The 24838-nt window shown below is 44.8% G+C and carries 22 protein-coding genes; 14 read left to right on the top strand and 8 right to left on the bottom strand.

The window, feature by feature from the left end; translation table 11 throughout:
• Window positions 1-15: 15 nt before the first annotated feature.
• The 5 genes from BGP75_RS20435 (at window position 16) to BGP75_RS20415 (ending at window position 5045) form a co-directional block, all read left to right on the top strand.
• Complete coding sequence (locus tag BGP75_RS20435) at window positions 16-804, top strand: outer membrane lipoprotein-sorting protein (protein ID WP_076720739.1); 789 nt, start codon at window positions 16-18, stop codon at window positions 802-804.
• The gene (locus BGP75_RS20430; protein ID WP_143821131.1) at window positions 771-2192 is read left to right on the top strand and encodes a hypothetical protein; all 1422 of its coding nucleotides are present in this window, start codon (window positions 771-773) and stop codon (window positions 2190-2192) included. Before BGP75_RS20435 ends, BGP75_RS20430 begins: the two co-directional genes overlap by 34 nt.
• Window positions 2193-2194: 2 nt before the next feature.
• Window positions 2195-2917, top strand: coding sequence for a response regulator transcription factor (locus BGP75_RS20425; protein ID WP_076720737.1), 723 nt, complete (start codon window positions 2195-2197; stop codon window positions 2915-2917).
• Window positions 2918-3005: 88 nt separating this feature from the next.
• Window positions 3006-4289 carry a cell wall metabolism sensor histidine kinase WalK gene (locus tag BGP75_RS20420; protein WP_076720736.1) on the top strand — a complete coding sequence of 428 codons (1284 nt, stop codon included), beginning with the start codon at window positions 3006-3008 and terminating at the stop codon, window positions 4287-4289.
• Window positions 4290-4316: 27 nt separating this feature from the next.
• Window positions 4317-5045, top strand: a complete 729-nt coding sequence (locus tag BGP75_RS20415) for a transglutaminase family protein (RefSeq protein WP_076720735.1) — start codon at window positions 4317-4319, stop codon at window positions 5043-5045.
• A 260-nt stretch (window positions 5046-5305) separates the two neighbouring features.
• On the opposite strand, the gene BGP75_RS20410 is transcribed toward BGP75_RS20415, so the two are convergent.
• The 4 genes from BGP75_RS20410 to BGP75_RS20395 are packed head-to-tail and all read right to left on the bottom strand — an operon-like array spanning window position 5306 to window position 8941.
• A complete protein-coding gene (locus BGP75_RS20410; RefSeq protein WP_076720734.1) occupies window positions 5306-6631 on the bottom strand; it encodes an NAD(P)/FAD-dependent oxidoreductase in 1326 nt (441 codons plus the stop codon).
• A complete protein-coding gene (locus BGP75_RS20405) occupies window positions 6624-7472 on the bottom strand; it encodes an AfsA-related hotdog domain-containing protein (protein WP_076720733.1) in 849 nt (282 codons plus the stop codon). Before BGP75_RS20405 ends, BGP75_RS20410 begins: the two co-directional genes overlap by 8 nt.
• A complete protein-coding gene (trpA, locus tag BGP75_RS20400) occupies window positions 7465-8292 on the bottom strand; it encodes a tryptophan synthase subunit alpha (protein ID WP_076720732.1) in 828 nt (275 codons plus the stop codon). The genes BGP75_RS20405 and trpA overlap by 8 nt, the downstream gene beginning before the upstream one ends.
• Window positions 8279-8941: a hypothetical protein gene (locus BGP75_RS20395; RefSeq protein WP_076720731.1), complete on the bottom strand. Its 663-nt coding sequence runs from the start codon at window positions 8939-8941 to the stop codon at window positions 8279-8281. The genes trpA and BGP75_RS20395 overlap by 14 nt, the downstream gene beginning before the upstream one ends.
• Before the next feature lie 501 nt (window positions 8942-9442).
• On the opposite strand from BGP75_RS20395, the gene BGP75_RS20390 reads away from it, so the two are divergent.
• The 3 genes from BGP75_RS20390 (at window position 9443) to BGP75_RS20380 (ending at window position 14319) form a co-directional block, all read left to right on the top strand.
• Window positions 9443-10330, top strand: a complete 888-nt coding sequence (locus BGP75_RS20390) for an outer membrane lipoprotein-sorting protein (protein ID WP_076720730.1) — start codon at window positions 9443-9445, stop codon at window positions 10328-10330.
• A 157-nt stretch (window positions 10331-10487) separates the two neighbouring features.
• Window positions 10488-12911, top strand: a complete 2424-nt coding sequence (locus tag BGP75_RS20385) for an RND family transporter (protein ID WP_076720729.1) — start codon at window positions 10488-10490, stop codon at window positions 12909-12911.
• Window positions 12892-14319 (top strand): UbiD family decarboxylase, encoded by a 1428-nt coding sequence (locus BGP75_RS20380; RefSeq protein WP_076720728.1) that lies wholly within the window; start codon window positions 12892-12894, stop codon window positions 14317-14319. The genes BGP75_RS20385 and BGP75_RS20380 overlap by 20 nt, the downstream gene beginning before the upstream one ends.
• A gap of 66 nt (window positions 14320-14385) precedes the next feature.
• Here BGP75_RS20380 and BGP75_RS20375 read toward each other — a convergent pair whose 3' ends face one another.
• Together BGP75_RS20375 and BGP75_RS20370 are read right to left on the bottom strand one after the other, a co-directional pair.
• On the bottom strand, window positions 14386-15117 hold the full coding sequence (locus BGP75_RS20375; protein ID WP_083704946.1) for a response regulator transcription factor: 732 nt from the start codon (window positions 15115-15117) through the stop codon (window positions 14386-14388).
• Between the two features lie 793 nt (window positions 15118-15910).
• Complete coding sequence (locus BGP75_RS20370) at window positions 15911-16330, bottom strand: hypothetical protein (protein WP_076720727.1); 420 nt, start codon at window positions 16328-16330, stop codon at window positions 15911-15913.
• 414 nt (window positions 16331-16744) lie between these two features.
• Between BGP75_RS20370 and BGP75_RS20365 the strand changes: the two genes are divergently transcribed.
• Window positions 16745-16930 carry a hypothetical protein gene (locus BGP75_RS20365; protein WP_076720726.1) on the top strand — a complete coding sequence of 62 codons (186 nt, stop codon included), beginning with the start codon at window positions 16745-16747 and terminating at the stop codon, window positions 16928-16930.
• A gap of 186 nt (window positions 16931-17116) precedes the next feature.
• Here the strand turns inward: BGP75_RS20365 and BGP75_RS20360 are convergent, their stop codons facing one another.
• Window positions 17117-17755, bottom strand: a complete 639-nt coding sequence (locus tag BGP75_RS20360; protein WP_076720725.1) for a TetR/AcrR family transcriptional regulator — start codon at window positions 17753-17755, stop codon at window positions 17117-17119.
• A 93-nt stretch (window positions 17756-17848) separates the two neighbouring features.
• On the opposite strand from BGP75_RS20360, the gene fabF reads away from it, so the two are divergent.
• The 5 genes from fabF to BGP75_RS20335 all read left to right on the top strand — a co-directional run bounded on the left by fabF (window position 17849) and on the right by BGP75_RS20335 (window position 23958).
• Complete coding sequence (gene fabF, locus BGP75_RS20355; RefSeq protein WP_076720724.1) at window positions 17849-19129, top strand: beta-ketoacyl-ACP synthase II; 1281 nt, start codon at window positions 17849-17851, stop codon at window positions 19127-19129.
• 385 nt (window positions 19130-19514) lie between these two features.
• Window positions 19515-19979, top strand: coding sequence for a DUF4863 family protein (locus BGP75_RS20350; protein WP_076720801.1), 465 nt, complete (start codon window positions 19515-19517; stop codon window positions 19977-19979).
• 314 nt (window positions 19980-20293) lie between these two features.
• The gene (gene boxC, locus BGP75_RS20345; RefSeq protein WP_076720723.1) at window positions 20294-21967 is read left to right on the top strand and encodes a 2,3-epoxybenzoyl-CoA dihydrolase; all 1674 of its coding nucleotides are present in this window, start codon (window positions 20294-20296) and stop codon (window positions 21965-21967) included.
• Window positions 21968-22045: 78 nt separating this feature from the next.
• Entirely contained in the window at window positions 22046-23500 is a 1455-nt protein-coding gene (gene boxB, locus BGP75_RS20340) for a benzoyl-CoA 2,3-epoxidase subunit BoxB (protein ID WP_076720722.1), read from the top strand.
• 23 nt (window positions 23501-23523) lie between these two features.
• The gene (locus tag BGP75_RS20335) at window positions 23524-23958 is read left to right on the top strand and encodes a thioesterase family protein (protein ID WP_076720721.1); all 435 of its coding nucleotides are present in this window, start codon (window positions 23524-23526) and stop codon (window positions 23956-23958) included.
• Window positions 23959-24116: 158 nt separating this feature from the next.
• Here the strand turns inward: BGP75_RS20335 and BGP75_RS20330 are convergent, their stop codons facing one another.
• The gene (locus BGP75_RS20330) at window positions 24117-24785 is read right to left on the bottom strand and encodes an FMN-dependent NADH-azoreductase (RefSeq protein WP_076720720.1); all 669 of its coding nucleotides are present in this window, start codon (window positions 24783-24785) and stop codon (window positions 24117-24119) included.
• Window positions 24786-24838 lie beyond the last annotated feature (53 nt).

The raw sequence follows: 24838 nt of genomic DNA, 5'->3' as shown, positions 1-24838 counted from the left end.
TACCGGAGACGCATAATGTCATATTTTACCAAGCTAAAACGTTCCATTCTGGGCATGGGGATCTGCGTCGCGATGTGCAGTAGCGCTAGCGCACAGACAGCAACAGAAATTCTGGAAAAATCAGATTTCATTCGCAACCCCCAACAATCATTCGTAGTCGACGTTAATCTGAAGCAATACGAGAACGGGAAACTTATCGACAAGACATTAGTAAAAACTCATTCACGAATGAGCGATGAAGGCCAGTTTCTAACCATTGTCCATATTGACAAGCCTGTCGTAGATAAGGGCAAGCTGTTACTTAGAAACGATAATATCCTTTGGTTTTATGACAATAAATCCAAAGCTTCAGTCCGCATGTCGCCCCGACAAAGGCTGCTTGGCAATGCATCAAACGGAGATGTCATTACTTCAAACTTTGTAATGGACTATTTGCCAGCACTCACAAGCGAAGAAACTGTCTTCAGTGGTGACAAACAGGAACGTCTCAGCTGGAAACTGAAACTGGATTCCACTAATGATTTTGCACCCTACGACAGCGTTGATCTATGGGTTGATCAGGAAAACTACCGCCCGCTTAAGGCCAAGTTTTATGGTAGCAGTGGAAAATTACTGAAGGTCGCCTGGTATCGTGGCTGGAAAAAAGTACTGGGAGAAACCAGACCCACCGAAGTCGTGATCAGTGACGGTTTTAACACCAAAAAGGTCACGGTAATGACTATGAATAATCACGAGCCGTTTACGTTGCCACAGTCCTGGTTCAACAAAGAATGGCTTCCTCATTTTACTTCGGCGGGGGCGTAGTGATTGCAATGTCTGATGCAACTAATCGGTTTCGTACAGCGAAAGATCTTCGCATAAGTAATAAGATTAGTGTAACTACAGCGCTGTTGTCTCTGACAACAGCGCTGGCCCACGCCGATGATTTCCAAATGGTGCCCAGTATTCCAGACATGGAAACGAGCGAGCAGGAAGTTGTCACGTCAAATCCCTCCGGGAATAATGCACTACCCTTTGCCTCTGAGATAGAAGGACTGATACTCCACGGAAACCCTCGAGAAGAAAGTCCTTTTACCTCCGGGAGACTGTCTGCAAGATTACACGGACATAGCAAAATAAACGACGAGTTTGGAGTTCAACTCAACGCCCGTTTTCGTTTGGAGTTGAACGACCAGACCGAGTTCGATTTTGATAACGATGCCCGACTGGATACTCAGGAACTGGCACTAACCTATTCTCCCGACATCAGCTGGACATGGATACTTGGCCGCTACAATGTCAGAAATGGCGTAGCCAGTGGCTTTAACCCCACAGACTGGTTTAAAGATAACAGTCAAATTGTGGTAGAAACCTTTGATGTTGCTGACCGACGCAACGACCGTTTAGGGATCTTAAGTTTTCAAGGAGTATTTCTGACACCAGAAGCATTAATTAATTTTGGCTATCGGCCTGAGGTTTCTGATGGAAAAGAAAAATTAACCACAGATAAAGATATTTTCGGACTTAGCCTTGACCGTACTAACTCTGAGGATGCGCTTTGGGTGAAATACACACCATCCCGTTGGAAAAACCTGTCTTTAACCGGAACCGGGTTATACATAAAAGACAAACCAGCCTTCGGTCTTGAACTCAGTATGGCTGTTTCGGAATCTGTTGTTATCTATGGTGAATGGTCCGAACAAAAGCGGTTAAGTATACCTGCAGAAGCCATCGGCAGTGATGCCAGCATATACGGAAATACAGAACTTCAATACTACAGTCAGATCGCAACCGGTTTTACCTGGTCAGTCGGTGATAATTTTGTCGGTGATGAGGACATTTCATTAAGCCTTGAGTATCACTACAACGAAGCGGGTCTGGACAAAGACGACTTGTCCGCTTGGAAAGCCTCAACCACAGCAGGAAAAATAAGTGGCATAGCCAATAGACGCCAGGAACCTCTGGCAAGACATCAGTTATTTGCTCGAATCGGCTGGAATGATGTTATCGGTGACTCGGATCTGTCTCTGATTACGACCTATACACCATTGGACGAAAGTGGCTTCAGCCAGTTATCTCTCAGTATTCCAACCACTGATACAACAAAAATGAAGTTACAAAGCTATGTCTTTTTCGGAGGCGATGAAACTATCTATGGTGGTAATACTCAAGAGTATGGCGTAATGCTAACATTTACAAAATTTTGGGAATAACGATGAGATTGTTGCTTATAGATGATGACATAGAACTGGGTGAGTTAGTACAGGATTTCATGAAGCGCTTCGGACAGCAGATGGACATTGCTCAAACACCATCAGAAGGTTTTGAAGCATTAAAAAACAACACTTATGACATTATATTATTGGATATTATGCTGCCGGAAATGAATGGTTTTGAGCTTTGCCGGCAACTTCGTAAAAACGAATCTCCCGCCAGGGAAACTCCTATAATTATGCTGACGGCAAGAAGCGAGATGGTAAATCTTGTTGCTGGCCTGGAAGCCGGAGCCGACGATTATGTCATTAAACCTTTCGAACCGAGAGAACTATTAGCACGAGCAAATGCTATACAAAGACGTACACCAAAAATTGGAAAAGAATTGCCGGTGTTAAAACGAAATACACAGCTGATCCAGCTTGATGACAATACTCTTGAAATTGACACATCAGAAGCCAAAGTGATGATAAATGATACGGACATATCCTTAACACCGATGGAACTGGAAATACTTGCGACGCTTGCCTCAGCGCCGGGTGAAATAATGAGTCGAGAAGATATTAACGAAGCGTGCCAGCAAAGTATCTCCACTCAGTCAAAAAGCATTGATGCACTAATTTATCGAATCAGATTAAAAATCCGTGAGACAGCAGAAGTTAGTGATTTTATCTCTACCGTCAGAAATCAGGGTTATGTTTTACGTGGGAGAGCATTAGACTAAAGGCTCTGCGAACAGGTCCCTTTAGCTCCAATGAAAATAATGGACTTAGTCGCGGGTTGCCTAAAAAATTACCTTAAGGATAGATTTCATGATTAATTGGATTAGTCGCTCAGTTTTTTCCGCTCTACTTCTGAACACCATTGTATCAACCTGTGTTTTAGCCTTTGTGATGATCGCATCGTTCAAAGAAATCGCCGATGAGCACCCTAGGCGCTACCTGGCTAAAACGTTGTTTAGCCATATCACAGATGTAAATCAAAAAAGTGATTTAGAGGGCATGAAAATAGACGATGTCCCTTTAGTTTTAATTCCGGCAGAGGCCATCGACGACCCCAGATACGCGGATTATCAAGACCTGATTCAAGAAGCAAAATCAGATCAGGATGGCATCGCCATGCAGTCATACAACGATCACTATGTTGCCGCAGCCTGGAAAGACGATTACTACATAATTTTGCCCAAATTTGGTCATTCACTGTCTTCTCAGGCCCTACTACTCATCAGTGTTATTTTCGCAACGGTTCTGATTGTGTTAATTGCCAACTATTACATCATTCGCTTCCTGACTCGACCATTTTCCGAGCTGAAACAAGGCGCTAAAAATGTCGAAGAAGGGAATCTGAATTATCGTATCCCCCTGGCAAAAACCTATGGTGAATACCGAACGCTTGCTGAAGGATTTAATGAAATGCTGGAACAGCTGCAGCGAATCCACGAATCCAGACGCCATATGCTGCTGGCAATCCCCCATGAAGTCAGAACACCACTTGCCCGATTAAAGGTACGCAAAGATCTGGTCACGGATGAGAAGCTCAGGCTGGAAATTCTGGGAGACATCGATAACGTTGAGCGAATTTTGGATGCAATACTCTATACAGAGAGAACACGCACCAATATGGATGACGCTGACAGCTCCGAAATTGAAATTCTGCCATTCTTTAACGAGATTACCGCCGAGTATCAAGATAAGGCATCAGAGATCATCCTGGACGTACAAACCACCCAGCAACACTGTACCTGCCATCCGGTAATGCTTGCCGTGTTAATGAGGAATCTTATTGGAAACGCAATTTTTTATGGCAAAAATAATCCAGTCATAATCACAGTTTCCGACAATAGTAAGCAACTGAACAGTCCAGCAATGCAAATCTCTGTTGCTGATACTGGAGCTGGGATTGCAGAAGAAGAATTGCCCTACCTTACGGAACCATTCTGGAGAGCAGATAAATCACGTCGTCGCCAATCCGGAGGCTATGGTCTTGGACTTTATATCTGCTCTACGATTGTGGACAGTCTGAATGGATCATTAACAATAAACAGCAAACTTGATGTCGGCACCACCGTTATAGTCACGTTACCTAATGCTTTATAAACTCAAACCCTTTTCCGGAGCATAAAAATGATTACTGAAAGACACCTCAGGGCAACTGAATTCTTTGATACAGATACGATAGAAACGGTTCAATTTATTGAAAAGTATGCACCAGCTGATAATAATTCGCTCCGAGAAAGGGCCGTCAAACTTTATTATGCCGTGCGAGATAATATTTTTTACGATATCTACGGTGCAGATTTCTCAAAAGAGGGTTTAACTGCCAGCCAAATCTTACGAGGAGGTTCTGGCATGTGTATTCATAAATCTATAGTTTATACAACCTTACTTCGATCAATCGGAGTTCCTGCACGTTTATGGTTTGCAGATGTAAAAAATCATCTTTGTTCCGACAATATTCGACAGTATGTAGGAGGCGATACTTTCCATTATCACTGCTTAGTAGAATTGTGTCTTGATGGAAAAAACTGGATTAAATCGACGCCTGTTTTTAACGATAAACTCTGCGCCTTATATAAACTAACACCATTAGAGTTCGACGGTACTAAAGACAGTCTTCACCACCCGTATGACCTGACCGGACGCAAGCACATGGAATTCGTCAAGATACATGGGGATTTCGATGATCTTCCCTATCAATGGGTGGTTAGTGGAATACGAGACAAACACCCTAACTTGTTTTTGGATGCTCATAAGATGCGTAAAGGATCATTGGTCAGCGACGCAAGTAAAACAAAAAAATTTGATACTTCAATGAATTCAAGAGTTTCACTGGATGTAAACTCTAGTCTGTAAAAACAGAAATACTATTTAAAAACTTTCATTTAAATAGTATTTCAATTAAATACGTTTCTATCTGATATAGATTCCATGGCCGCTAATCATTTCAATAATGGTATATTTTTTCTTCTTCTGAGGACAAAAACAGTACAAAAAAAGCGACATAGAATATAAAGTGCATTGCAATGCCGCCTGTCTGAAGAGTCTCAATTATGAAGATTTAATTTATTTATTGTTAATCGGCACTTCCAGTCCCTCTCAGGTAACTCAGGAATCTAACCTGCCAGTTGCACCAAAGTATCAATATCTGATTCAGAGGAAGCCGACACTAAACGCTCGACTGCCGCTTCCGCGGAATGCAAACATCCTTCCATCGTATGGCCTTCCATATAATCACCAGCCACTTCTAACCCGGAAACACTGGCTACTCCATCAATAATAACGCGCTTCAACTGAGAAAAATGGGGGGCGTAGGCACATATTCCACCCAAATGGCGGGTAACATTTGCTGTCACTCGCTTCCCATTAATCGGAAGATGCTTGGAAAACTCACGTTCGGCTAATTTAATCAGATCCTCATCAGACAAACTCAGGCTTGCGCGGGCCGTTTTACCAGAAAGAGTAAATCTCACATGGTTCTTCTGGTACAGACGATTTGCAGAACAATGCCCAAGTGGAGAACCTGGGTCAAACATGATGGAGTTGACGTCGCCCTCAAAAATATCGCAATCATAAACGATATTAATCATCGCTAAAGGAAAATAACGTATCTCGGCTAATGCCTTCTGAGCGGGAGGAGGCAGTTGAACCAATCGATTCAACAGGTGAGCAGGAAGAGCAACAATAACTCTATTCGCATTAACTCGATGAATTTTTCCATTTTGGCTAAAGCAAAGCCCGGAGACAGCCCCATCTGTGACCTCTATTTTTTCAACTTTAGCACCAAATTTTATCTGCTTATGTTTTTGAAACTCATCATGAAAGCGCTGAATTGAGCCTCGTACGGCAAAATGCTTCCCTCGCCCGAAACCCGAAGTGAACAACGTTAGCAAAGAAGGATAAACCTCATCCGGTTCCGCCGCCCCCATTATGATCGAAAACAAGCGCACAGGACCTTCAGTCAGAGAACGAGAAAAGTAGGCGGACACAGGTTTGTCATCCCACTTTGCCTCTACTTCTTCAATCAGACCTTCCGAATAATTCAGCTTAGCAGCGTTCTTTTGCGAGTAAGCCAGGAAACGACGCAGTTGAAATGCACCGCGTAGTCCGAGTTTAAGAGCCAGTGATAGATTACCCGTGACCGTTCGATCCTTACTGAGTTTTACCTTTTTCCCTTTCATAACAATATGAAAATCAGGGTGCTGCATATCAAACTCTGAGATATTGAACTCCCTGAGTAAGCGATTAAAACGCGGCCATTCAGACGAAAAGTTCTTACCTCCAACTTCGAACCTATGTTCGCCGTCAGCAATGCACCTTGCTCGTCCACCAACAAAATCACTGGTTTCATAGATAACACTGTCAATACCTTGCTTAGCAAGATAATGAGCAGCTCCCATCCCTGAAACACCCGATCCAATAATATGTACTCGGTTATCCATGCTGCTCTCCTGCTTTATGTTTGGTCATTAGACGGACCGTATGCAAATCACAACGGCCAAAGTTGATGTCTCCCGTTTTCAACCAGGCACCTCTGGTAAAATGCTTAGTTCCAAAGTCCTCAGTCAGCTCATCCGCAACAATGTCAAACATGCAGTGACGGTCAATAGGTTGCTGCTGGTTAAAGCTAATCCCCATTAAAATATCTCTCAACCGGCCTGACTCCGAGCAATGATTAATGTATCTCTGCAGTTGCATAAAAGCTTCTACGAGATATAGCGGATGCGCCATTTCACGGCTGTCACTAAACAGATTTGCAGTGTTTACCGGCAATGAACTGCACATCATCTTGCCTGAAGCACACTTAACCGGCGTACTGATCATGACATTTTCCGAGCGGAGTTTATTGACCCGTGCGGCCGCACAGGGTTGTAGACTCTTGTCACCCTCAATACGCAGTATGGGACGTGAAACTTTCTTGAATAAAAATTCCACGATGGCCCGTTGCTTGCCGTTTTGAGTGACGATGATTTCAAATTTGTCACCCTCCTCAGAAGGTAGACGTTTTCCACTGAGCATAACCGGGGCGTTAAATAGACAGAACTTGAAGAAACTTGCTTCCATCACTGCAACATAGGATTCCGTTGCATCTTCAAGCATTCGTTCAGCATATTGGTGAGAAGCTTCCAATAGCATTAAGCCAGGAACATGATCGTGTTCATGATCAAAGAAAAATGTGTGGTCTTTATCAATTTTCAGACAGGATAATGATTCCTCTGATTTTCCTCCGATGGACTCGACCAGTTTGTTGCGTATATCCAAGCGGGATAATCGACTATCCATGTTTTTCATCCTCTTTAAGTTGGCGAAGAAAGCCCGTTAGCGCTCGACGTGGTGAGGTATTCATTTGAATTGCCCTCTCTGTCGCAGCGGTTGCTGCACTTCCGACAATGCACATATCAGCACCTTGCTGGAATGCAGCATCCAGATCTTTTTGGGTTTTAAGCCCAAAACCAATAGCCACGGGAAGTGCCGTTTCCTGACGAATTGCGAAAAGGGTTTCGGAGACAGCCTTTTGATCGGTTTGGACTGAACCACCGGATTTACCAAACTGAGAAACCAGATAGATAAATCCGCCGGACTGGCGAAGTACGTTTTTCCGTGTCTGAGAATCAGTGTTCGGGTAGACGGTCCCAACCACGCTCAGATCAATCTCAGCCGCAGCCTGATAAAACTCTTCTCTCAATCGAGGCGGTAACCCATGAGGAAGAATCGCAGCGCATCCTGACGTTTTTGCCGCTCTTAAAACCCCCGCCGCACCACGTGGTCTTACACTATGGCTGTAGTCCACCAGCAAAACAATTTTTAGCTGATCTGAAAATTCTTCTACTAGTGGTAAACAGCACTCCAGCTCAGTACCAACGTCAAGCGCTCTCTGGTGAGCCCGTTGAAGCACTTCCCCATCAGTGAAAGCATTTGGAAAAGGGACACAAAGTTCAACGACCTGGACACCTTCATCAACGCAGACCTGCAAAAGCTTTCTTGTATTATCGATTCCACCATCACCTGCCATTAAAAGAATACAAAGGGATCGACTGCTTATGTCAACAATACCGACTGCGGTATTTTCACCGTTCTGAACTGCTGCATTACTGAAAGACATTGGAGGCTCCTTGTTGCTGTATACCGCGCTGCAAGGCAATGGCTCTGACCCCTATTATTGATCCTGTTCGAGCAGCATTATCAATGTCAATGACATCAATTTCCGGATAGTCAAAAGTATCTGCCAAATTACAGATATTGAGTCCCCCGCCCAGCCATATGTGCCGACCAGAGAGCAAATCAATCGTCTCTCGCAGTACCCTGGGTGGTAATGACTGTCCGGTACTTCCAATGGCTTGCCGATCAACAAATCGATCAATCAAGAACACATTGACACCGGCTTTATCGTAATCATCCAGCCACCTTATTTCCGGACAATCTCCAGCATCTGTCACATGAAGTGTCTTTATCACCTTAAGGCCACGCTTGTTAAACTCCTGTACTTGCGATGGCGGCCCGAAACCATGTAGTTGCACCCATTCCACTCCAGTTGATTCACAGAGATTTGCAACATGTTCGATATCAGGTTTAACGCAAACGGCTACCGGCTTTACCCGGCGGCATCGAGTTGCCAGTGTCGTAAAGTGATCATCGTCAAGATTTCGTTTATGCCCAGATATCGACGTCCAGAGCCCAACAAATTTGACACCAACCGAATCCAGTAAGCTTATTTCTCTTACACTGGTCGCTCCGCATATCTTTAGATTCATAGTAAGTCCATCCAAATTGGAAATATAACGACCTAATAACTTTAAAAGGCTATTGATAAATACCGTACCAAAATCAACAAATAAAAGGGATGACTATTAGATATGAAAAAATAAACAGAGTCCCTTTACATCATTCATCTATGAACAGAATATTTCAGCAATCTATTTTTAGTATATAACTTCATGAAACACGAGCTTTCCAACAAAAAACAACCAACTGTCATCTTATGTGACTTATCGTATATTTTTTGTCACATTTCAAAAGCCATACAGTTATATTTAACATATCGCTATTTTTATACACTTGATGCTGTTTATTTAGATTGATAAATTGGCAGCCAGATCTAATATTCATTCAAAATACGTAATATTAAAAATATTGGATAATCATCTAAATAATAGAAATCAGTACTGCTGAAAATCGTACGTTAAAGAGGATAACTATCGATTTTTTACCCTTAATTTCCTGACCATAACCGTTTAAACAGATGGAGTTACATCATGAAACGACCAGCACTGCTTAAAACACTTTCTACCGCTATTGCCTCAACTTTTCTTTTTACGGCAGGCGCCCAGGCCACAACCACTCAATTAAACACTCAGGCATCCCCTCCCCCTGTGAAGAGCTGTCAGGATGTTCTTTTGGGAATTCAGAACCGGTATAACGGCTATGACAGCTGGCGTATAGTCAAGATGAAAATTACAGATGAAAACGGCAACGTTAAAAGGCGCACAATCACAGCCACTCACCAAAATTCTGGTATTAATCGTTACCTGCGTAGCCGCGTACTTGAACCTGCTGAGCTAAGAGACACTGAGGCTTTTGCGGTGGACTCCTTTGAAGACGGAAAAGCAGACAAGGTCTGGCTATACATGCCATCAACACAAAAAACGCTGGATGTTGAATCAAAAGACCTTAGTGGGCGGCTGTATGGTTCGGACATTGCCATTGGCGAAATGCTAATCAGATTAGCCCGCGACTATGACTGTAAAATGCTGGGTGAAGGGGAATATAAAGGTTACCCGGTTTATAAACTGTACGTGAATCCTAACAATGAAGATGAAGTCATTCGGCTAGGGTTGAGAGATGGCGAAGTCTGGGTTGAAAAGGATACCTTCCTTCCCGTTCATAGTACCTTCAACGCCGACGCACCCAACGAGCAACGCATCTTCGATACAGATGTATACCGTTGGATTAATGGTGTATTTGCCCCTGAAAAGTACAGTGTATCAACACGTAAAGACGGTCGTATTATCTCCACTTCATTGTTTCAGAACTACGGTGAACAGTTCAATATTGGCTTACCTAAAGACTGGTACAGCCCGGAAAGCCTGGGCTCGCTGACAACAAACTGGAGAGAGTTCAGAACTGAATCAATGAAAAACTAGAATTTCAAATAAATAACCTGCAGATAGACCCTTATGGATTATAGCTACTCGGTAATTCTTAAAGAAGATTATCGATTTTTAGTCGTTAGCTTTTGCAGGTTTAACAAACAGGAGCAGGGGTTCCACCTGCTCTATTCTCTATCTGGGTAATCGTCTCATGAAGAGTTCAAGCGCGATAAATCACGTTATTACCAGTGTACTAACAAGTATTTTTAACCATAGAATTAAATCTGCAATACTACTACTGATATTTACCGCACTATATGCAGGAAGCCAATTACCTAATTTACAACGTGATGGCCGAATTGAAGCTTTTATGAGATCAGATGATCCGGCGCTTCTCCACTATTACGAATTAAGAAAGCAATTCGGGCAAGACAACCGCATTGTTATTACAATTAGTGCTGATAATATATTCACAACTGAATTCATGAACCAACTCGGTAAATTCCATAGAGAAGTAGCCGATGGTGTTCCTTATGTTTCAGAGATATTCAGTCTCTATAACATCCCGTTCATTGAATATGATAACGGAAGCTTCTACCTTGAAGAACTCATGCGGAATGTCCTTAATAATGGAGAAAACCCTGCATCGTTACAGGAAAGAATAACTTCCACACCACTTTATAAAAACTTTGTTATAGATAAGGAAGGAAAGTCCGCTGCGATCATTGTTGAGCCCTATCGCTACGCTCCCAGTCCGAGTGATTGTATTGCTATTCCATCAGAGGGTATTTCATGCCCGGCCGAAGAGACCATCTCGGAAGAACGACAACCACTGGGCTCCCCACAATACATAGAGATGACTCATGCTGCTCAGCAAATAGCTGAGAAATATCAGCAGCAGGACTTCGATATTCATATTTCCGGCGCCCCTGTGGTCAGTAGCGAAATAGTCAGATTAATGTCAAAGGATATGCCGCGATTCACTCTTGCATCGGTGGCTATCGCCTTGCTGTTCATGGCAATCGTATTCCGCAGTACCATTATTTCAGCGGGTGCATTGATTGGCTTTCTGTCGAGTCTTTTTACCACACTGGCAAGTATGTCTCTGACTAACACCCCACTTACGCCGCCCACTCAACTTCTGATAGCTCTGGGCTTAGTCATTAACTTATGCGTCTATATCCACTTTATGAATACCTGTGTCAGGCTCTCCCGGCAAGACATTCCACGTCATGAAATATTCAAACAGGCAATAGGTTCAATTCATCATCCTATTTTCTTCAGTGTACTTACCAGCGCCGGTGGATTAATCGGTTTCACAACCTCTTCTCTTGCCCCCATTGCGGCATTGGGAGCTTTTGGAGCTGTCATTACCCTGGCCAGCTATGTCTTTGCTCTTTGCTGGGCTTCAGTTGCCTTCGCCCTGCTACCCAAACGGTTCTTCCTAAAAAAGCGCCGCTATTTCAACGGGATCGCCTACAGCCTTGCTCAATTATCTGGATTTGCCGCTCAGAACCCCAAGCGAGTCCTGATGGGGTTTGCAATTATCGCAATCGCTTCCGGTGCCACATTGGTTAAACTTAACTACTCGCATAACTCTCTACTCTGGTTATCTGAAAGCAATCCCATAAGACAGTCTACAGAATATATAGACGAGAAATTCCAGGGGACAGTTAATCTTGAAGTCACGGTGAAGCCCTCGGCCGAGCATGACATACGTAATAAGGAGATTCTTGAGGCGATAAGCCGTGCTGCCAAACGCACTTACCAGGAACTGGACATTCCAATTGGTCGTCATACCAGCGCAATATCTTTCATTGAGGAAACCAATCAGGCGGTACACGAGGGTAATCCTGCAGAGCGTCGCTTACCATCCCAGAGGGAAATCTGGGACGAGTTTTTATTGCTCGAAAGCGAAGGTAATGATGACATCATGAGGTACCTCACTCTCAATTATTCTCAGGGGCGGGTATCCTTTTTAGTACCCTGGCTTGAAGCGAAACGATACGCCGGGGTGGCAGAACAAGTAAAAAGCATTTTTGCTGAAGAGCTGAATACTCTTGCTACCGTTGAAGTAAGTGGCCTTATCACGTTATTGGCGCAAACTTCCAAAGCGGTACTGGACAATATGGGTTACAACTACCTGTATGCGTTCATTATCATTACCTTATTGATGTGCATGACGCTTGGCAGCTCTAAATTCGGTTTGCTAAGTATGATTCCGAATGTATTTCCCTTTATCGTCGTACTGGCAGTAATGGCTGTTTCAGGGATACCGATAGATACTTTCACCATATTGATTGGTGGCCTTCTCACCGGATTGATTGTTGATGATACTGTGCATCTGTTCTACAGCTACCGACAGCACATCCAGCTCACAAATGACCCCAGCCAGGCGATTAAATCTGCTGTCAATGATGTAGGCGGAGCATTGCTGATCACCACAGTGATAGTGGTCTGCAGTTTTTCTGTATTTCTCTTCTCCTCCATGAGTAATATTCGAGCATTTGGAGCACTTATGATGATCGGAACATCCCTTGCTCTGATCACTGACCTCCTGCTTGCACCCGCAATTATCAGTATCACTGGCTATAAACAGGATAAAGTCATTAATTATGCTTACAAACAAGCCTGATAATTTATCGACCAGCAGCCCGCTGACCAGTGGTAGCTCTTTGCGCTTTGCCTTGAAAACCCTTAACGAGGTTTCACCGGCAGAGTGCATAGAGCACTCAACAGCGTTGACAGTGAATGAAATAGCAGATCACTTCGCAAATAATTTCGCGACTTCGCCAGCGACGGCTAAAGATGGCCCGGAACCGGTGGTACGTTACAGGCATGAAGACTCGGACGTACTGCTGGGGTTTTACGGTTGTGAGAAACGCCTTAAACAGCTAATGCCATCAATACCTGATTACATTAACCCGATCACAGCAACCGAGCTGATAACCCAATCCATTGATCCACAAATAGTTTCCGGGCATCTTAACCCTCAGGTCGAGCGGGGAAATATTAATCTTCGCCAACTTCCTGTTTTACAAGCGACCCCTTCAGACGCGGGTCCTTACATAACCATGGGGTTTGTTTATGCTCGAGACGACAAAACCGGGCAGGAGTCTATTTCCGCCCATCGAATGCTATTAATAGACGACAACAGATTAGCGATATGGATGCTACCCTCCCGGCAGCTACGAGCCTTATATCAACAAGCAGCCAATCAGGAAAAACCGCTACCAGTGACCATCAACATTGGTGTTCCTCCGGCTGTAGCATTGGCTTCAACACTCTCTGGAAGCATGTTACCGGAGGGTGCCAACAAGCTGTCAATGGCAGGAGCCCTGGCTCGGCGTGCCATTAGAATGGCACAGGCAAGAACCCAGGAAACCCTGTGCCTTGCTGACAGCGAGATTGTCCTCGAAGGTGAAATTTGTCACTGCAGTGTACCAGAGTCAGCAAACGGCAATATTTCAATGCCTGAATTTCTGGGATATTTTGGCTCGGCTCAACAGCAGCTGCCCGTGGTCAAGGTTACAGGTATTAGCAGCCAGCAATCCCCACTCTTCCAGGCAACAATTGGCCCTGGTAAAGAACAGTCGATTATCCTGGGTATAGGAGGGGCACTGAATGCAGCCTTGGCTCTTGCTGAAAACAATAGGATAGATGTGGTTAACTTGCGGTATGCTCCCGCCGGAGGAGGAATGCTGTTGCTCTACGTCTCTATCAACCAGAACCACAGCGTTTCAGAGCAACAACTGACAACCCTTTCAAAGTCGCTAATACGGGCGAATCCTTTCACCAAGCTGGTTATTTACGTTGATCGAGACATCAACGTCGATTCGGATACAGAGGTGCTTTGGGCCATCCTGACCCGATCCCGACTGAGCCAGGATTGCCACAGCATGAATGATTTTTCGCCGTTACCAATGGACCCTTCACAAAAGGGTAATCACTGGCGGGGTAAGCAGGCAGGAGAGGCGCAGCGCACGTTTATTAATGCGACTGCACCTTTTGACAGAAAAACAGACTTCAAACGTAGTTTTTAGTTGTTAACTCTTACTTTATAAGGATAACGAATTAAACCGATTCATTCAGTTACACAGCGAAAGCAGCTAAAGCTCAGATACATGGCCAACGACAGCATAACCTCTACTTCTGACGGTCCGAATAAAATCAGCTTTCGCTCCTTTCGCTTTTATTTTGTTACGCAGACGATAAATCATCGCAACAATTCCACGGGAATAAATAGTGCTGTACCCGTTACAGCGTTCCAGTAACTTCTCCCTGCTAATAACTTCAGAAGGGTTTTTACATAGCGTCAGCAATATCTCAAACTCCATCGATGTAACATCAAGTAAGCGATCATTAATATGGGCCTGTGCTCTGGGAACATTAACTTTCAGAGTGTCGTCATTGATCCTGAAATAAAGTTCACCATCATCCTGGGGTACTTTAGCCACCTCCTCCTTAATATCGTTAAACCGACGACGAACGGCATTGATTCTAGCAACCAACTCACGGGGTTCAAAAGGTTTGCCCACATAATCATCAGCCCCTGTTTCCAGTCCGACCACTACATCTACCAGCTCCTTACAAGCTGAAAGCATTATCACTGGAACATCACAAAACGGCTGCTCTAAGGCCCTGATCATCCTGCAAAGTTCTAAACCATTTATTCGGGGTAACATGACATCAAGCAGCAATATGTCGTATTGGCGTTCCTTGAGCATTTTAAGGCCTTCTTCGGGTGTATGTGCTACATCAAGCTCAATAGCGTACATACCAAGAACCGGCTTCATAGTATCAGCAAGACCTACATCATCATCTACCAGCAAGACTTTCACAAACTGCTCCTTACCTGGTCTTCATATCACCAGGCTTAATGTTGTTAAATGCTTCTAAATCCAGTTGAAACCAACAAGAAACTGCTGAGCCGACTCGGTGAATAGGACATATCTTCCTCCAACTTGTCTATGCATACCTAAAATCACGGCTTTAATTATTATTTGGCGCCACAGAGATCTCAGAAAGAACATTGTTCTGACTCTCCATTTGAAATCGCTCTTATTCTTGAGACATTGTCAATGCTTCAGTATTCATACATTCCATTAGTTCATCCAATCCGTTCATCCATCGACAACACTCAACGACCAACACAGGTTAGCCATAGAGGTCTGTTTACCATAAAAATACATAAAGAACACTTGCCCCTTTGTCGGGCCTGAATAAAGGAAATCAATCTATTTCATCGGAAGTTGCGAGCGCTCTGGCACGCTAAAGAAGGGCACGATTGTACCCAGTAAGCCACTTCATCCCGAAGCTGATTGATCACGCCCGTCATCAAAATCCTCTGATGTATATTCGTTCACGGACCACCTAGTCTCTAATGTCCACACAGAGTAAAACAAGCCCGAACGCATCGACGATTATCAGCCAGTTGCCATAAAGCCAAAGACTTAAACAATCGATTGCGCACAACACTCAAAACGGTGTGAACAGCTCCACCGAAGATAGGATAAAATCTAAGGAGGATTGCTACTTCTTATATAACATTTGGATAGTAAGCGCCAACTTTTCGGTATCCTTGCATGGATTGCAGCTCTGCATGGCTAGAGGAAAGATAAAGACGATCTTCCTTCACTTATTGACAGAAAGCGCCTTTTTCACTTGCGCTGAATCGTATTCATCTACAACAGTCATAATATTGGTTCTGGAGTAACAATCTTCGCAAAACAAACTGAAAACGCCATCACTGAAAAAGATATGATATACAAAATCCTCACCCATACCTGAAGAGCCTGTCGGGAAAACTTCACAAGGCGTCTGCTTCTTGATAGAAGCCATAAGGTCAATCGCCATTTGTCCGGCTCGATTATGATCACGTCCCTCCTGAAAGTCTCTCTCAATACCGTTAACCAGGCGCTTACCCGAAAGCCAGTCTGCAAGATACTTTCCATGCTCCTCCGGTGCTCCTCCGTGAGGACGATAAAAAGTGCAAACAACTTCCCCGCCCAAAGATTCCATCTCATGAATGTGTGTAAAGCATCTGATTCCCATAACATCTCACATAAGCTATAGACTCGCCCCTGACAGCATTTACCATACCATGACCGATAGGGAACCGGTGAATAAGTCAATTGTGCGCTCTATGGGCTGTCAGGGGCCGAAAGGGCTTGTTCAAAGGATCCTTAAACAGAGAGAGTACTGCTATCCATTCCTTCTGCATTCTGCACTCGATAAAACGAAAATATCAGATAATATTTACATTTTTTTGAACATTATTTTTATTCGCCAATTTTATCCATAGCTCTAAACCTAATCTCTTTAAATACAACCCGTTAAGCTTTACTTTTCTTTCCTGAACTCTTACTCCAAATTCTCATATTTTTGGCCGACTCATAGTAACGGCAAGATATATAAACTAAAAACTGATAAGATGTAGAGAAATTTTCTCATACGGACTCCTTCACTATGGCGGCGAAACCAAAGAAAACAGCAGCGACCGAAACACATCAATCCATCGAAGAACAAACGGCAGCTTTTCTCAAAGCTGGTGGAAAAATCGAGCAGATTGATCGCGGTATTACAGGTCAGCAGAATATTGCAGGCCCTCGTCATATCGTCTTAGGAAAGCCTTCTTCAGATAATGCACGTTGATCGTCACTAAACTGTAGTTACTGTCGACAAGATCGATACCAGTCAAGAACCTGCACAATCCCAAAGAATCCAGCCCTCCAGGCGACATCCCAAATGCCTTGGGCTGTGATATTCAGAGCGGTTGGTGATCAGGGCTGAAGTTAAAGACATGCTGGTTGTTTGGAAGTGCCGTTAATCGGAGGGCAGCTAAACAGCCGATTCTGCCTGTTGTTCCGGATTTTGAATTCCCAGTATGCTGAATATCTGGTTTTGGGCTGCAACTAATATGGCTTGCCGCTCATTTTCCAGATTTATGGTTTTTGATATTGCCAGTGCACCGATCAGACAGGACAATATGGCACGAGACTTATCAGGTATTGATTCAGCATCTATATTCAATGGTGAATTTTTTAATCGAGTTAATGCCCTGAGCCTGTTTTCAAACAGTTTAACCAGTGTAAGATACGACTGCTCATAGAGTTTTTTAACTTCTACATTCGAATTACCAATATCATTGGATAAGAATGCTTCAGAGCTCGGTGTATTTTCTTTATTTAAATTATCCAGATTTAAATACCCCGTCACCAACGCCATAAGGTTCTTAATAGAAAACGGCTCCTTGATCAAACGCCTTGCGCTACTGCGTTTGAGTGCAGCAACAAAACTTTCTTTGTATAGGGCTTCCTTTGAATCAAAGTGCGCATAAAAAGCACCATGGGTCATTTTTGCAAGCTTCATGACCTGGGCAATAGAAACCTTATCAAAACCATAACGACAGAAAAGATTTGTTGCCGACTTTAAGATTCGTTCTTTGGTCTTAGCTTTATGAGTGGCTGAATAAGGCATCCTAAGGAACCTCGATAGAGTAAATATTATCTTGATCATATGTTAGAACGTTATAGCATCATTTTCACCATAAACTACTGTTGTAACTAAGCTATGACACATACACGTATCGTTATAACCGGCATGGGAATAGTCAGCCCGTTAGGCTGTGGTGTAGATAAAGTCTGGAAGCGCCTTACCGCGGCTAAATCAGGCATAGGAGCGATTGACCGCTTTGATGTATCAGAGCTGCCGGTAAAAATCGCAGGCCTGGTACCCGATAGAGAACAGGATTCTGAAGCTGGACTGGAGCTGGATGAAGTATTACCCCTGAAGGACCGTAAGAAGCTCGATCTTTTTACCATTTATGCCTTGGCTGCCAGTCAGGAGGCTCTGACCCAAGCCAACTGGTTCCCTGTAACAGAAGCGGAGCAGGCTGCTACCGCGACGATAATAGCAACCGGCATCGGTGGCTTTCCGACTATCACCAAAGCGCAACAAACGCTTGTAAGTCGCGGCCACAAGAAAATATCACCCTTTGTTGTCCCAGCATTTCTGGCAAACCTGGCTGCGGGTAACGTCTCAATAAAATATGGCTTCAAAGGACCTATCGGAACACCAGTGACCGCTTGTGCAGCAGGTATTCAGGCAATTGGTGACGGCTTGAGAATAATTCGTTCCGGCGAGGCCAGAGTCGCACTGGTTGGGGGAGCAGAAGCCTGCGTTGATCCTTTGTCACTGGCAGGATTCAATGCATTAAAGGCTCTTTCAACCCGCAACGAAAGTCCCAGAGAGGCATCACGACCATTTGATCAGGATCGTGACGGGTTTGTAATGGGCGAAGGTGCTGGCTTATTGGTCATTGAAGAGCTGGAACACGCACTGGCACGAGGCGCAAGCCCCTTGGCAGAGATCACCGGCTATGGCACCAGCGCTGACGCTCACCATATCACCTCGGGCCCTGAAGATGGATCAGGAGGTGCAAGATCAATGGGAACTGCGCTGGCCATGGCAAATATCACCGCAAACAAATTGAACTACATTAATGCTCATGCCACATCAACCCCCGTCGGAGACGGTGCTGAAATTGCTGCTTTAAGAAACCTGCTGGGCGATGACCTGTGCAAGGTGGCAATCTCCTCAACCAAATCAGCAACCGGCCATCTGCTGGGTGCCGCCGGGGGAATTGAATCTATTTTTACAGCCCAGGCCGTTATCAATGATTTAATGCCGCCCACCATTAACCTGGATAACCCGGATGCGACAATGGCTGATTTGGATCTTGTTCCGAATCGTGCAAGAGCCACAGAAGTTGAACATGCACTCTGTAATGGGTTGGGTTTTGGAGGCGTAAATGCGTCCCTGATCATAAGCAAATACAGCAATCTGAGCTAACCAACAGAAAACAAAGAACAGAGAGCACTGCAAACAGGATAGAACCCTCCGTTATAGTGCCCTCTGTTTCTGCGCACTTGTCTATCCCCTCTGTGTTTTTCTATCTCTTCCCTATCTCTACTTAACAACCCCAGTAATGGATAAATCATATCTCTGAGCCTGCTGACCAGGATAATCGCAGCCCACAAAAGCACTATAATGCACAATACAACAAAAATAGTTATACTCGCCACTGTAGTTTAAGTACTAAAATACATATTCAATGTGATATTTGTTAGTCCAAATGCTAAGGAATCTCTGAAATTGTCCAAAAGATTCTCCGAAATAACCGCATTTTATAACCAGAGCACTCAACTCAGATGGAGTGTTGATTATGGAGCCAGACATGAATATCAACCAGTTTGAAAAACTGATCGCTGTCGTCACTTCATACCTTTCTGAAGATACGCTAAATCGGTCCATGGCGAAGCAGCTGAACACACAATTTCCAGCTGAAGGTGAGCACTTTCTAAAAATTAAACAGGCCTGCCAGCAAGCTATTTCCGAAGGTTGGATGTGCCAGCATGAGGCTGGAGGCATCCGCTATGGCAGGGTTATAAAGCCAGGACAGAAGACCCATAATTTCAGCGTCGATGTCGTCATGATGAAAGATCTAAAAGGACCACATCATTGTCACCCGCTAGGGGAAATCAATATGATTATGCCAATAACACCCGGTGCACGCTTTGATGGCCACAGTGCCGGTTGGTGGGTATACCCTCCGGGTAGCTCGCATCATCCAACCGTAACCGAAGGTGAGGCTCTTGTTCTTTACCTGCTCCCCCAGGGAAGCATCGAATTCAGCCGCTAATAATACTAAATGCCAATGGACTGGTATTTATTTTTCACCTCCTCTGTAACTCTACACCCAAGGCACTATATTGCCGAATATCCAGCGATACAATTCGTTCCCACCACACAACAAGTATATATCTATTTGTTATTAATGAATATCTAAAAACCCTCATTGATATATATCACTTTTAGTTGCAATATAATTCATAAGGAACTATATTGCATATCAATAATCATACGTAAAACATAGTCAGGACTCTGTCCTGCGCCTTTCTACAAACAGCAGGCTGCTAATAACGCTGCTAATAACACAACAGCGAGGAAGAGGTGATGATCAATTTTCGGACTCAGCCAGACAGTTATCGACATTGGCAGCTCACTGTGAACGGTTCTGTTGCCCATCTAACCCTGTCTGTGGATGAACAGGGTGGCTTATTTGACGGCTATGAGCTGAAAATGAACTCCTATGATCTGGGTGTTGATATTGAGCTTTATGATGCAGTCCAGAGATTGCGTTTTGAATATCCGCAAGTCGGTGCTGTAGTCATCAGTTCCAGCAACAATCGAATTTTTTGTTCCGGTGCCAATATTCGAATGCTGGCAGGGTCTTCTCATGCCCATAAGGTGAACTTTTGTAAATTCACCAATGAAACCCGCAACTCAATTGAGGATGCCAGTGAAAACTCCGGGCAGCGTTATATCTGCGCTATTAATGGGACAGCAGCAGGAGGAGGCTACGAACTGGCGCTGGCCACCGACTACATTATGCTGATCGATGACGGTAGCTCCACCGTATCTTTGCCGGAAGTCCCGCTGCTTGCCGTACTTCCAGGAACCGGAGGACTAACCCGACTGGTCGATAAGCGCAAAGTAAGGCGTGATCGATCCGATATTTTCTGTACCACCGAAGAGGGTATTGGCGGCCAGAAAGCCGTGGATTGGCGATTGGTGGATGAAGTAATCCCGGGGTCTCAGTTTACCCGGCAGGTAAAGCAACGAGCAGAAGAATTCAGTCAGCAGGCTAATCGCAGCCCAGACGCCAAGGGGATCTGTTTAACCCCCCTGGAACGCAGCATTGAAGCCGATACAATTCGCTATCCCGACCTCAACGTAACGTTGAACAGAGAAAAGTCCCTGGCAACCCTGACCCTCAAGGGGCCAGAATCAGAATGTTTAGGTGAAAACCATCCGCACAGGAACAGTTTGTTCGAGGATATTCAAACACAGGGCGATAAATTCTGGCCGTTAGCGCTGGCCCGCCAACTCGATGATGCGCTGTTACATTTAAGAAGCAACGAACCCGAACTGGGGACATTAATCTTCCGTACCGAAGGCGAAGTACAGGCGGTATTTGGCTATGACCAGCTACTGAGAGAGTCAACCGATTATTGGTTGGTACGAGAGATAATGCTCTATTGGAAGCGGACCCTTAAGCGCATTGATATGACCTCCCGATCCAGCTTTGCACTGGTCGATCAAGGCAGTTGCTTTAGCGGATTTCTCGCTGAGTTGCTGTTCAGTGTCGACCGCAGTTATATGCTGGAGGGCCAGTACGAAGATGATCCAAGACCCTCAGCAAAAATCCGTTTGAGCCCGACAAATTTTGGCCCCCTCCCCATGCCGAATGGACTATCACGGCTGGAGACCCGCTTTCTGGGAGAACCTGACAGCCTTGAGCTGGTTGCCAACCTCATTGCAGAAGATCTCGATGCAGAAGCAGCTCAACAAGCGGGACTGATTACCGAGGCTCTGGATGATATCGATTGGGATGATGAAATCCGTATGGTCATTGAAGAACGAGCCAGTTTTTCACCCGATGCCCTTACGGGCATGGAAGCAAACTTACGCTTTGCTGGCCCGGAAACCATGGAAACAAAAATATTTGGCCGTTTAAGTGCTTGGCAGAACTGGATCTTCCAGCGTCCAAATGCTGTAGGAGAAAAAGGCGCTTTAAGACTTTACGGCAGTGGAGGAAGACCAGAATACAACAAGGAGCGGGTATAGCGGTCAGGGGAACCTGACACAGAGAATCAGACTGAAAACTCCGCACCAGCGCCGACACTATCAGATGAGAACGGGACCATGAATAAACCATCCATTGAAGTAAACTACGACGAGTTGATTCCCAACAACGTAAATCTTTCTGAGGACAGAGCGTTAAAAAAAGCCCTGGAAGCATGGCACCCGGGTTATATCGATTGGTGGAAAAACATGGGACCGGAGGGGTTCCAGGAAGCACAGGTGTATCTACGCACAGCGGTGGGTGTAGATCCCGCAGGCTGGGCAACCTTCGATTATGTAAAAATGCCGGAATATCGGTGGGGCATCCTGCTGGCACCAAAAGAAGAAGGCAGAACCATTCCATTCGGAAAACATAAAGGCGAACCCGTCTGGCAGGAAGTGCCAGCAGAATACCGATCAATGCTGCGCCGGCTGATTGTTATACAGGCCGATACCGAACCGGCTTCAGTAGAACAGCAGCGTCACCTGGGCGCTACCTGCCCTTCACTCTATGATCTTCGCAATCTGTTTCAGGTAAATGTAGAAGAGGGTCGTCATCTATGGGCCATGGTTTACCTGTTACAAAAGTACTTCGGCAAAGATGGCCGGGAAGAAGCAAAAGCACTACTTAATCGTCGCTCAGGCAGTGAAGACAGACCACGTATTCTAGGAGCATTTAATGAAGATACACCGGACTGGCTGTCATTCTTTATGTTTACTTTTTTTACCGACAGAGACGGTAAAATGCAGCTTGCCTCCTTAGCCCAATCTGGATTTGATCCCCTCTCCCGTTCCTGTCGTTTTATGCTGATGGAAGAAGCCCATCATATGTTTGTAGGAGAATCAGGTGTCGGTCGTATTATTCAGCGGACCTGTGAAGCGATGAAAGCAGCGGGAATATCTGACCCTAACGAAATAGACGCGATTCGCAAGCTCGGTGTAATTGACCTCCCTACCCTACAGAAAAAAGCTAACTTCCATATAACCGTTTCCCGTGATCTGTTCGGTGCAGAAGTCTCAACTAACGGAGCTAACGCCTTTAACGCCGGTTTAAAAGGTCGCTATAAGGAAACCCGCATCGAAGACGATCATCAACTGGAAAATGATACCTATCCGGTGCTAAAACTGGAGGGGGATCAATTTGTCATACGAGACACCCCGGCACTAACAGCGATTAATGCCCGATTGCTGGACGACTACATAAAAGACTGCCAGGCTGGTCTGAATCGCTGGAACAAGATCATTGCTAAACTGGGTGTCACGTTTGAATTCAGTCAGCCTCACCCGGCATTTAATCGCCAGGTTGGAGAGTTTTCAGAGTTATCGGTCAGCCCGGACGGAAAGTTGATGAGCAAAGAATCATGGCAACAGCAGCAGGATCAATGGCTGCCATCGGAGTCCGATCTGGCTTATATAAACAGTCTGATGAAAGCAGTCACTGAGCCCGGTGAATATGCAGGCTGGATAGCGCCACCAAAAGAAGGCATTAATAAACAGGGTGGCGACTTTGAGTATGTTTGCATAGATCCGGAATAGACCCGAATGAATAAGGAACATCAATGAGTGCTGAAGCGACTATAGATTTACGAGAAGCGGCCAGTTACCAATATTGGGCAGATGATATTGTACGGTATGCTGATCTTGACCGACTCAATCATGTTAATAATGTCGCCTTTGCAACCTATTGCGAAACAGGTCGCGTAGATTTCCTTGAAAACCTGTGGCCCGGCTGTACAGAAGGCTCTGGTACAGGCTGGGTAATCGCCGAGTTCAAACTCAAATACCTTGCCGCTGCCTACTATCCCAATCAGGTTCGCATTGGCTGTAAAGTCCTGCATATAGGTAATAGCTCGGTTATTCTCGGTCAGGGGCTGTTTATTAATGACTCTTGTTTCGCCACGGCGGAATCTGTACTGGTATGGGCGGACACCCGCAAAGAAAAATCCCTTGTCATGGAAGACGCCCTAAAGCTCAAGTTAAGGGAATTTAGCTGAATAGAGAAGCTGTCATTTAAAACCGACGGTGACCGGAACAGCACATCGATTGTGGAGACCCTCCACATTCGATACGCTGTTATATTTCGATGCAACACTATATTAGCAATCCCGCAAATAAATTCATTATACTCTATACGGAATTAAGCATAAGCTCCTTAGTAAGCGTAGGCCAGATCTCCGGCTAATTCGATTGCGGCAGATCGAGCCTGCTGAACCGACTGTTGGTGTCGGTAATCAGCATACTCCTGATATTCTGCTCGTATTTCAAAAAAATGATCCACTCCCAGATATTTGCCCAGCACTTCAATATGCGGTCCGAGGTGGTTCATCGACTCTCTGATTCCTCCGGGTTCAAAACCAAACTCGCCACAGGATGACACCAGTACCAATGTTTTTCCCGACATGATGGGTTCAAGAGGAAAATCTCCTCGCTCTAAATCAAAGGTGAACGTCTTATGAATACGAATCACCTGGTCAAACCAGGCCTTCAACGCAGCAGGCATACCGTAGTTATACATGGGAGTCGACATTAAAATGATCTCGGCCTGATTTAGTTCGTCAATCAACGTATCAGATAATCTGAGTAGCTGCTGCTGAGAGTCAGTGCGATTATTCTCATCTGTAAAGACTGCAGCGATCCAATCCTGACTGACAAAATCAGGAGGACTTTGCCCAAGGTCTCGATAAATTACCGGATCCTCAGGTCGTTGCTTCTGCCACTGCTGAATAAATTCCCCAGCCAATGCTTTAGAGATCGAATTATACTCAGTAACGGGGTTATCAACAGGGCGTGCACTGCTGTCAAGGTGTAATATCGTAGGCATATCATTTCCTCAAGGTTTACTGGAATCTGTATCAACATGCCGATATGGTGCGT

Source organism: Motiliproteus sp. MSK22-1 (assembly GCF_001968815.1).
Lineage (GTDB): Bacteria > Pseudomonadota > Gammaproteobacteria > Pseudomonadales > Balneatricaceae > Motiliproteus.
Note: the sequence above shows the minus strand (reverse complement) of the source record. Positions and strands in the feature narration are given on the sequence as shown.

Excerpts from the sequence above, each read along its gene's own strand:
- BGP75_RS20395 (WP_076720731.1), bottom strand. The coding sequence starts at position 8,941 with ATGAATCTAAAGATATGCGGAGCGACCAGTGTAAGAGAAATAAGCTTA.
- BGP75_RS20430 (WP_143821131.1), top strand. The coding sequence starts at position 771 with ATGGCTTCCTCATTTTACTTCGGCGGGGGCGTAGTGATTGCAATGTCT.
- BGP75_RS20390 (WP_076720730.1), top strand. The coding sequence starts at position 9,443 with ATGAAACGACCAGCACTGCTTAAAACACTTTCTACCGCTATTGCCTCA.
- BGP75_RS20360 (WP_076720725.1), bottom strand. The coding sequence starts at position 17,755 with ATGCCTTATTCAGCCACTCATAAAGCTAAGACCAAAGAACGAATCTTA.
- BGP75_RS20435 (WP_076720739.1), top strand. The coding sequence starts at position 16 with ATGTCATATTTTACCAAGCTAAAACGTTCCATTCTGGGCATGGGGATC.
- boxB (WP_076720722.1), top strand. The coding sequence starts at position 22,046 with ATGAATAAACCATCCATTGAAGTAAACTACGACGAGTTGATTCCCAAC.
- fabF (WP_076720724.1), top strand. The coding sequence starts at position 17,849 with ATGACACATACACGTATCGTTATAACCGGCATGGGAATAGTCAGCCCG.
- BGP75_RS20420 (WP_076720736.1), top strand. The coding sequence starts at position 3,006 with ATGATTAATTGGATTAGTCGCTCAGTTTTTTCCGCTCTACTTCTGAAC.
- BGP75_RS20425 (WP_076720737.1), top strand. The coding sequence starts at position 2,195 with ATGAGATTGTTGCTTATAGATGATGACATAGAACTGGGTGAGTTAGTA.
- BGP75_RS20365 (WP_076720726.1), top strand. The coding sequence starts at position 16,745 with ATGGCGGCGAAACCAAAGAAAACAGCAGCGACCGAAACACATCAATCC.
- BGP75_RS20380 (WP_076720728.1), top strand. The coding sequence starts at position 12,892 with ATGCTTACAAACAAGCCTGATAATTTATCGACCAGCAGCCCGCTGACC.
- BGP75_RS20350 (WP_076720801.1), top strand. The coding sequence starts at position 19,515 with ATGAATATCAACCAGTTTGAAAAACTGATCGCTGTCGTCACTTCATAC.
- BGP75_RS20370 (WP_076720727.1), bottom strand. The coding sequence starts at position 16,330 with ATGGGAATCAGATGCTTTACACACATTCATGAGATGGAATCTTTGGGC.
- BGP75_RS20335 (WP_076720721.1), top strand. The coding sequence starts at position 23,524 with ATGAGTGCTGAAGCGACTATAGATTTACGAGAAGCGGCCAGTTACCAA.
- BGP75_RS20410 (WP_076720734.1), bottom strand. The coding sequence starts at position 6,631 with ATGGATAACCGAGTACATATTATTGGATCGGGTGTTTCAGGGATGGGA.
- trpA (WP_076720732.1), bottom strand. The coding sequence starts at position 8,292 with ATGTCTTTCAGTAATGCAGCAGTTCAGAACGGTGAAAATACCGCAGTC.
- BGP75_RS20385 (WP_076720729.1), top strand. The coding sequence starts at position 10,488 with ATGAAGAGTTCAAGCGCGATAAATCACGTTATTACCAGTGTACTAACA.
- BGP75_RS20405 (WP_076720733.1), bottom strand. The coding sequence starts at position 7,472 with ATGGATAGTCGATTATCCCGCTTGGATATACGCAACAAACTGGTCGAG.
- BGP75_RS20415 (WP_076720735.1), top strand. The coding sequence starts at position 4,317 with ATGATTACTGAAAGACACCTCAGGGCAACTGAATTCTTTGATACAGAT.
- BGP75_RS20330 (WP_076720720.1), bottom strand. The coding sequence starts at position 24,785 with ATGCCTACGATATTACACCTTGACAGCAGTGCACGCCCTGTTGATAAC.
- boxC (WP_076720723.1), top strand. The coding sequence starts at position 20,294 with ATGATCAATTTTCGGACTCAGCCAGACAGTTATCGACATTGGCAGCTC.